Source organism: Burkholderia sp. 4NA327C6 (genome assembly GCF_005502655.1).
Lineage (GTDB): Bacteria > Pseudomonadota > Gammaproteobacteria > Burkholderiales > Burkholderiaceae > Burkholderia > Burkholderia contaminans.
Genome location: NZ_SCNZ01000040.1, coordinates 68,482 through 75,466, shown reverse-complemented (window position 1 = coordinate 75,466; position 6,985 = coordinate 68,482). Strand labels below are relative to the sequence as shown.

Sequence of the window (6,985 nt, the reverse complement as noted above, 5' to 3'; positions counted from 1 at the left end):
CGCTGCCATCAAGCGCCCACACTTATCGGCTGTTAATTTTTAAAGAGCATTCTGCGAGGAACTTCGTGTTTCCCGGCAGCGCTGCGTTTTCAGCAGCAGAGAAGCGAGATTATGAGCCGTGTTTCGCAGTTCGTCAACAACTTTTTACACTGCATCGTTGCGACTGCGGGGCTCAACTTCCAGGCCAGCTGCGCACTACAGACTGCTGCGCACCGCCAACCCTGCTTCCCTCTTCCGCGCCGTGTTTCCGTTAGCGCGAAAGAGGCGTGATTGTAGGCACCCGCTTCGATCTGCGCAAGGGGTTTGAAGCAATTCTTTTGCAAAAGCTGCAATTTGGCCGGCCGGCCACGAGTCGGCACGAGACCGCTTATGGTGCAAAGAACGGACTAGAATGTGAGGTTCTTCGCCTCTTTCTATATACGTCTTTAATATGCGCCAGCGAATCGCCAAACGCCTCCCCCCCGATGCCGACAAACTGGTCGGTCTGTCGCTTGCGCTCTTCGCCTCGGGCAGCCGCATCGAGGACCGCTTCTGGGAAGCGAAGCTCGACGCGCTGCTCGCCAAGATTGTCCGCAACGGCAACCAGACCACGCTCGACGCAGCGCTCGACCATCTGCAGCAGAATCATCCCGACGCCTATGGCGCGCTCGCCGACATGGCCGAGACGCACAGCGAGTCGATGGTGATCGAGCATGACGGCCAACCGTTCGATGCGCTGCTCGTCGCCGTCCCGGTTCTCGCCTGGACGCGCTACATGATTCCATCGGGCCCGCTCAAGGGCGACGTTGCCGACGCACTGCGAACGCACCTGCAAGCGCACGTCCTTGCGAACGGGACCCTCGTCGGGCTTGCCCCGTTCCTCTACAGCATCGACCAGCTACCGAGGCATCACGTCGAGACCTACCGGCTTGCCCAGCAGCTCTCGCACGCGGCGATCAGCCAGCATACGCCCAAGCTCAGCTTCGGCGACCTGCCCGAAACCTCGCCGATCCTGGCCGACCCGCGCTTCCTGCTCGCCGTCGTCGCAGCCCCCGCCGGCGCACCGCTGTTCCGCTGGCAGGAAGAAGAAAACGGCAGCCGGATCGAACGCGGCCAGTGCCTCGAGCAATGGACGACCCAGGGCGGCCCGAACCTGTCGATCGCGCTGCCCGGCTGCGAATTCGAATGCCTGCTTCCGGACGCGTACTATTCGGCTTGCCGGGATGCGGACGAACGCATCCGTCCACATACGGTCCGAACGGCCATTCGTTATCTATTCGACACACTTGGTGCGGCACCGCAAGAGCTGCGCGCGGTGGTCGCCGGCTTCGGCGAACGCCGTATCGACGAGTACCGTGTCGGCTTCACACGGCGTGCCAGCAACGACGTAATCTACGGCGTCGTGTGGCCGCTGTACGGTCGCGAAAACGGCGACCTGTCGATCGACGGTGCGACGCTCGAAGGCGAAGCGCCGATCGAAGGACCGGTCGAGGAAATCGTGAATCTGCTGAAGGAATGCGGCGTAACCGACGTCCGGCGGCACGCGGGCCGCTTCGAACCCGAATATTGCGATGACTGCGGCGTGCCGCTCTACGCAGATCCGCTAGGCGAAATCGTCCACGCCGAAATGCCGGAAGACGCGTCACCCGCCCAGCCGCATTTCCACTAACCCGCAGCACAGCAGGCCCTGACAGCCTGCCCTTCTGAAGCCGCTCACGGTTCCCGCCGGAGCGGCTTTTTACTTGTCCGCCCTCCCGCCGCCCGAAATTTCATACTTTTCCTAAGCCTTTCAGCCAAGCAGACATCGTGTAAGGTCTTTGTCATCATCAGACCCAAGACATGCCAGACGGCAGATATGAATGGCTCACATCAAGGAGGTTGAATATGCGGTTCCTGATACTCAATTCAGACGCCGAGCGGCGTGACGGACTGAAGGCCCTGTTGCGACAGATCGACCGTCACGCCGGCATCAACGATGCGCACGACAGTTTTCAGGCGCGCAGGCTGCTGCGTAACCAGCGTTTCGACCTCGTTGCGATCGACTGGCTCGACGTCGGCCGGCTCAGCGAGCTTCAGGCGATTTGCAGCGCGTGCTCGCCGACACCCGTCGCCGTCCTGGTCGACGAAACATCGCCCGAAGCCATCCAGCGCTTCTTCAACTACGGTGTCGCCGGCGTGATCCCGCATTCCACGCGGCCGCAGTTGATCGTACGTGCGCTCGAGATCGTGCTGCTGGGCGGGCATTACATTCCGCCGATCGCGCTCCGCCTGCTGCCTTCTACTGCTGCGGCGCGCTACGACGCCCATTTCCAGACGCTCGCCGAGTCGCTTCCCCGGCGGCGGGCGAGCGGCCTCCTGTCGCCGCGGCAAGCGCAGATCATGCGCTTCGTCCACATGGGCAACACCAACAAGATGATCGCTCGTACACTCGGCATCAGCGAAGGCACCGTCAAAATCCACCTAGCCAGCATCTTCCAGCAGCTTGGCGCCGCCAACCGCGCCGCCGCGGTCGCGATCTACAACGGCTGGCTGTCGCCCCATCTCGAGGTGCTGCTGGCGAACCGCAATCGCGCGCGCAAGTCGCCCATCGGCGAGCACGGCCCAGTTCCGCTGCGTATGCAACGGAGCGACCGGCCGTACCCGTTGCCGGCGCCGATCGATAACGCGCAGGACCTGCCGATCGCCGCCGAGCCGCCAGCGCGGTTCCGGCGCGGACGCTAGTCAAACAGTCTCGATATTGCGACGGTCGACGTGTGCGGATTCCCACCTTTGATGCTCAACGAGTAATATGGACGCATGGGTTTTCTTTTCACACCGCTTCCGCTCTGGGTGGGCATCGGTGGCTGGATCGCCGCCGTGGCCCTGCTCGCGCTCGCGATCTGGAATCGTCCCTTCGTGCGCCTGCAGGACGCCACGCTCCAGCACGTGTGGCTCGCGCTCGTCACCGCCATTGCGGTCCTCTGGGCTTCGAATGCATGGCTCGATGATGGCATCGTCATGCATCTGCTTGGCGCGACGCTGCTCGTCACGCTGTTCGACTGGACACTCGCACTGATCGCGATGGGCGCCGTCACGGCGGTCGCCGCGATCATCTTCGATGCGCCCTGGCAAGGCATCGGCCTGACCTATCTGATCTACGGCGCGCTGCCGGTTGCCGTGTCGGCATTGCTGCAGCGCGCCGCACTCGCATGGTTGCCGCACAATCTCGCGTCGTTCATTACCGGCCAGGGATTCCTGTCGCCGGCAATCGCGATCATCACGGTCGCCGCTGCCGCTGCCGGGGTTCAGCTCGCACTCGCGGATGGCGCTCCCGTCGTGATTCCCGCCGGCTATCTGCTGAACACCGCGCTGCTCGCACTCGGCGAAGCGTGGTTCACCGGCATGGCGACCGCACTCATCGCCGTCTATCGTCCCGCATGGGTCACGACCTTCGACGTTCGGCGCTACCGTCTCGGCGGCCCGCGCGCCTGAATTACCCTCCGGCGGCGCCGCCGTCATCACGAGCCGACAGTCTCTCGTTCAGTACGGCAGAATGCGACATCTACTGCCGCACAACTTTTTTACGCTAAGATTGAACTCCGGTTCTTCATTGGGCATCTATACGTGCCCGATGTCTCATTCGCTCCTCACCAATAACCAGATGGACAGCTCTCCTGCGTCGCTCCGGATTTTCCGGGCGCTCGGCAAGCTGGCAGCCTGTATTGCGGGCCTGTCGCTTGCGCTTCCGACACCGGCATTCGCCGATCTGCTCGACCAGCGCTCCGAACTGATCAACAAATTCGTCAACGAAATGCATGCCGATCCGCTCGCCGCCGATTGTGCAGCGCACGGCAGCTTCATCGCCAGCACGTCGTCGGCCTTCGACCGCGTCGACTTCGCGCCGAACGCATTCGACAGCGGCAACGCGACGATCACGCCATGGAACGACTCGTTCGACCAGGGCAAGCAGCGCGTGAAGGTCGACAATATCGTCACTGTCGACGGCCTCGGCATCCACAGCGACGGCAGCGACCCGACGCCGCTGAAATTCCGATGCGGCTACGTCGGTCAGCAGATGCTCGCGTTCAGCTGGAACGACCCGGTTCCGCCGCTTAGGCCACGCGTCGAGCGCTCCTCGTCCTCGACGAAGAAATTCAAGGGCAAGTCGCACCGAGGCAAGGGCAAGGCAAAGGCATCGGGCCGTACCGGCAGCAAGAAGGCCGTCGCAACGAAAAAGTCGAGCGGCCAGAAGAAGGTCGTGAAGAAGACCGCGAAGAAGTCCTGATCCGCCGAAGCGACATCGACATAAGCAAAAAAAGCCGTGGCATCCTGAGATGCCACGGCTTTTTTCATACGGCGACGCGCTACGCTTACGCGAACGTGTCGACGTGCACCAGGATCGCCGCCAGCATCGCCGCACCAAGCGCCGCGCTTCGCTCGCCGTTCCAGCCGACGCGTTCGTCGGGCAGGTTCGCGTTGTCCTTGAACGGCATCTCGAGCGTCAGCGACAAACAGCCGAACTGATGGCCGATGTACTTCGACGCGAGCTTGAGCGCGTCCTCCTTGTACTTGCTTGCGGCGTAGCCGTGCTCCGTCTGGAAGTCGGGGCTCGCGACCTTGAATGCTTCGATGAACGCGGTCTGCTCCTTGCCCTGCTGCTCGGTGAAGCTCGGCAGCATCTCGGAGCCGGCAACGAACACATAAGGCAGATCTTCGTCGCCGTGAATGTCGAAGAACATGTCGCAGCCGATCGCATGGATTGCATCGCGCACGGCCAGCACCTCGGGGCTACGCTCGGCATCGGGCGCCATCCACTCGCGGTTCAGGTTCGCGCCTGCCGCATTGGTGCGCAGGTTGCCATGCACGCTGCCGTCGGGGTTCATGTTCGGGACGATATAGAACGTCGCACGATCGTACAGCTTGCGCGCGACCGGATCGCCAGCCCAGTCGCCCCATCCGGCGAGCCGCTTGACGAGGCCCTCGACGAACCACTCGGCCATCGACTCGCCGGGATGCTGGCGTGCGATGATCCATACCTTCTTCTTCGGCGCGCCGTCGGTTTCCGGCGTACCGAGCGTCAGCAGCGACATCGGGCGATCTTCAACCGTGCGGCCGAGTTCAACGACGCTCGCCTGCGGCAACTGCTGGACAGCACCGAGAAACGCCGCGTGACGTTCTTCCGAGTACGGCTCGAAATACGCGTAATAGATGCTGTCGAATTCCGGCGTGTGGTCGATGGTCATCGTCTTGCCGTCGAACGTCGTCGGCACGCGGAACCAGTCGACCCGGTCATAGCTCGCCACCGCGCTGTAATTGCGCCAGCCCGACGGATACGCGCATTCGGCAGCATTCTCGAACGTCATCACGCAGCGCTGGCCGCGCGCACCGGTCAAGCGGTAGTAAAACCATTGCGCGAATTCCGAGCGGGTGTCGCCGCGCACGCGCAGCCGAATCGCATCGGGACTGTCGCACGACACGACGTCGATTGCGCCTGCGTCGAAATTGCTGGTGATCGAAAGGGCCATCTGTCTCTCCTTTGTCGACCGGCGTTAGCGCTTTAGCGCTTACGCCGGTCCCATGTAAAGCTGGCGACCGGAACAGGCCGTGTAGCACTTGTCCGGCCTCATGCATGCACCGGCCGTCTCGTGAACGGCCGACAGGGTCACTCGCCGACTCGCCGGCGAAATACGTACGTCGAATCGTTCGACGCGGTTGCATCGAACGCATAGCCTTCCGTCGTGAAATCCTTCAGCGCCTTCGGGTCGGCAATACGGTTCTCGACGATAAAACGCGCCATCAGGCCGCGCGCACGCTTCGCATGGAAGCTGATGATCTTGTAGCGGCCGCCCTTCCAGTCCTCGAACACCGGCGTGATGACGGGCGCGGCCAGCAGTTTCGGCTTGACCGACTTGAAGTATTCGGTCGATGCGCAGTTGACCAGCACGCGCGCCGCGCCGCTGCGCGTTTCGAGCTGTTCGTTCAGCGCCTGCGTGATGCGGTCGCCCCAGAACGCGTACAGATCCTTGCCGCGCGCGTTCGCGAAGCGCGTACCCATCTCGAGCCGGTACGGCTGCAGCAGGTCGAGCGGACGCAACAGCCCGTACAAGCCCGACAGCACGCGCACGTGCTGCTGCGCATAGTCGAGATCGGCGGACGACAGCGATTTGGCGTCGAATCCTTCATAGACGTCACCGTTGAACGCGAGCACAGCCTGTTTCGCGTTGGCCGGGGTAAAGGTTCGCGACCAGTCCGCGTAGCGCTGGAAATTCAGGCGTGCGAGCGGATCGGAAATATCCATCAGCGTCGCGATGTCCTGCGGCGACAGCTTGCGCAGGCCGTCGATCAGCTCGGACGCGTCGTCGACGAATGCAGGCTTCGTGTAAGACTGGACGTGCGCGGGCGTATCGTAGTCGAGGGATTTGGCTGGAGAGAGAACGATTATCATAGAGGCTCGCTGGCACGCCGTGCCTTGCGGTCAGACGAAAACCACCGATTGTAACGAATGACCCGCTCTCTCGCCCCGCACGCCGCGCACCGCGTCGTGCTCGACTCGAACGTCTGGATCGACATCCTCGTATTCGACGACCCCGCCACGCGCCCGATCCGGGCCGCGCTGGAAAGCGGCGCGCTGGCCGCCGTGATCGACGGCCGCTGCCTGACCGAGCTCGAATACGTGCTCGACTATCCGCAGTTCCAGTCGCGCGCCATCGACAAGGCGGCCGCACTCGCGACCGTCTCCCGGCTCGCGAGTCTCGTCGAGCCGCCGCCCGTCGACGCCGACGCGCCGCCGCTGCCGAAGTGCAAGGACCGAGACGACCAGAAGTTTCTGGAACTCGCCCGTGCTGCGCAGGCCGACTGGCTCGTGTCGAAAGACCGAGCGCTGCTGAAGCTCGCGAAGCGCACCGCACGCGACTTCGGCTTCCGGATCGCGCAGCCCGCGCCATTTACCGAGGCCTGCTCGCTCGACGCCGCGCCGGACACGACGACCACGCCGGCCTGACCTAGGCCGCACCACCCGATTTCGACC

Annotated in this window: 7 protein-coding genes; 5 read left to right on the top strand and 2 right to left on the bottom strand. The window is 63.2% G+C overall.

Annotated features, from left to right (window positions below; genetic code table 11):
• Positions 1-430: 430 nt before the first annotated feature.
• The 4 genes from FFS49_RS31115 (at position 431) to FFS49_RS31100 (ending at position 4,243) form a co-directional block, all read left to right on the top strand.
• Positions 431-1,648 carry a DUF2863 family protein gene (locus FFS49_RS31115; RefSeq protein WP_105818739.1) on the top strand — a complete coding sequence of 406 codons (1,218 nt, stop codon included), beginning with the start codon at positions 431-433 and terminating at the stop codon, positions 1,646-1,648.
• 215 nt (positions 1,649-1,863) lie between these two features.
• The gene (locus FFS49_RS31110) at positions 1,864-2,700 is read left to right on the top strand and encodes a response regulator transcription factor (protein WP_105818738.1); all 837 of its coding nucleotides are present in this window, start codon (positions 1,864-1,866) and stop codon (positions 2,698-2,700) included.
• Between the two features lie 75 nt (positions 2,701-2,775).
• On the top strand, positions 2,776-3,450 hold the full coding sequence (locus FFS49_RS31105) for an energy-coupling factor ABC transporter permease (RefSeq protein ID WP_039370651.1): 675 nt from the start codon (positions 2,776-2,778) through the stop codon (positions 3,448-3,450).
• A 139-nt stretch (positions 3,451-3,589) separates the two neighbouring features.
• The gene (locus FFS49_RS31100; RefSeq protein ID WP_039370648.1) at positions 3,590-4,243 is read left to right on the top strand and encodes a hypothetical protein; all 654 of its coding nucleotides are present in this window, start codon (positions 3,590-3,592) and stop codon (positions 4,241-4,243) included.
• Between the two features lie 85 nt (positions 4,244-4,328).
• Here the strand turns inward: FFS49_RS31100 and FFS49_RS31095 are convergent, their stop codons facing one another.
• Together FFS49_RS31095 and yaaA are read right to left on the bottom strand one after the other, a co-directional pair.
• The gene (locus FFS49_RS31095) at positions 4,329-5,483 is read right to left on the bottom strand and encodes a M14-type cytosolic carboxypeptidase (RefSeq protein ID WP_105818737.1); all 1,155 of its coding nucleotides are present in this window, start codon (positions 5,481-5,483) and stop codon (positions 4,329-4,331) included.
• Positions 5,484-5,620: 137 nt separating this feature from the next.
• Positions 5,621-6,403, bottom strand: coding sequence for a peroxide stress protein YaaA (yaaA, locus tag FFS49_RS31090; RefSeq protein ID WP_071334756.1), 783 nt, complete (start codon positions 6,401-6,403; stop codon positions 5,621-5,623).
• Between the two features lie 57 nt (positions 6,404-6,460).
• Here yaaA and FFS49_RS31085 point away from each other — a divergent pair, with 57 nt between their 5' ends.
• On the top strand, positions 6,461-6,958 hold the full coding sequence (locus FFS49_RS31085) for a putative toxin-antitoxin system toxin component, PIN family (RefSeq protein ID WP_071334757.1): 498 nt from the start codon (positions 6,461-6,463) through the stop codon (positions 6,956-6,958).
• Positions 6,959-6,985 lie beyond the last annotated feature (27 nt).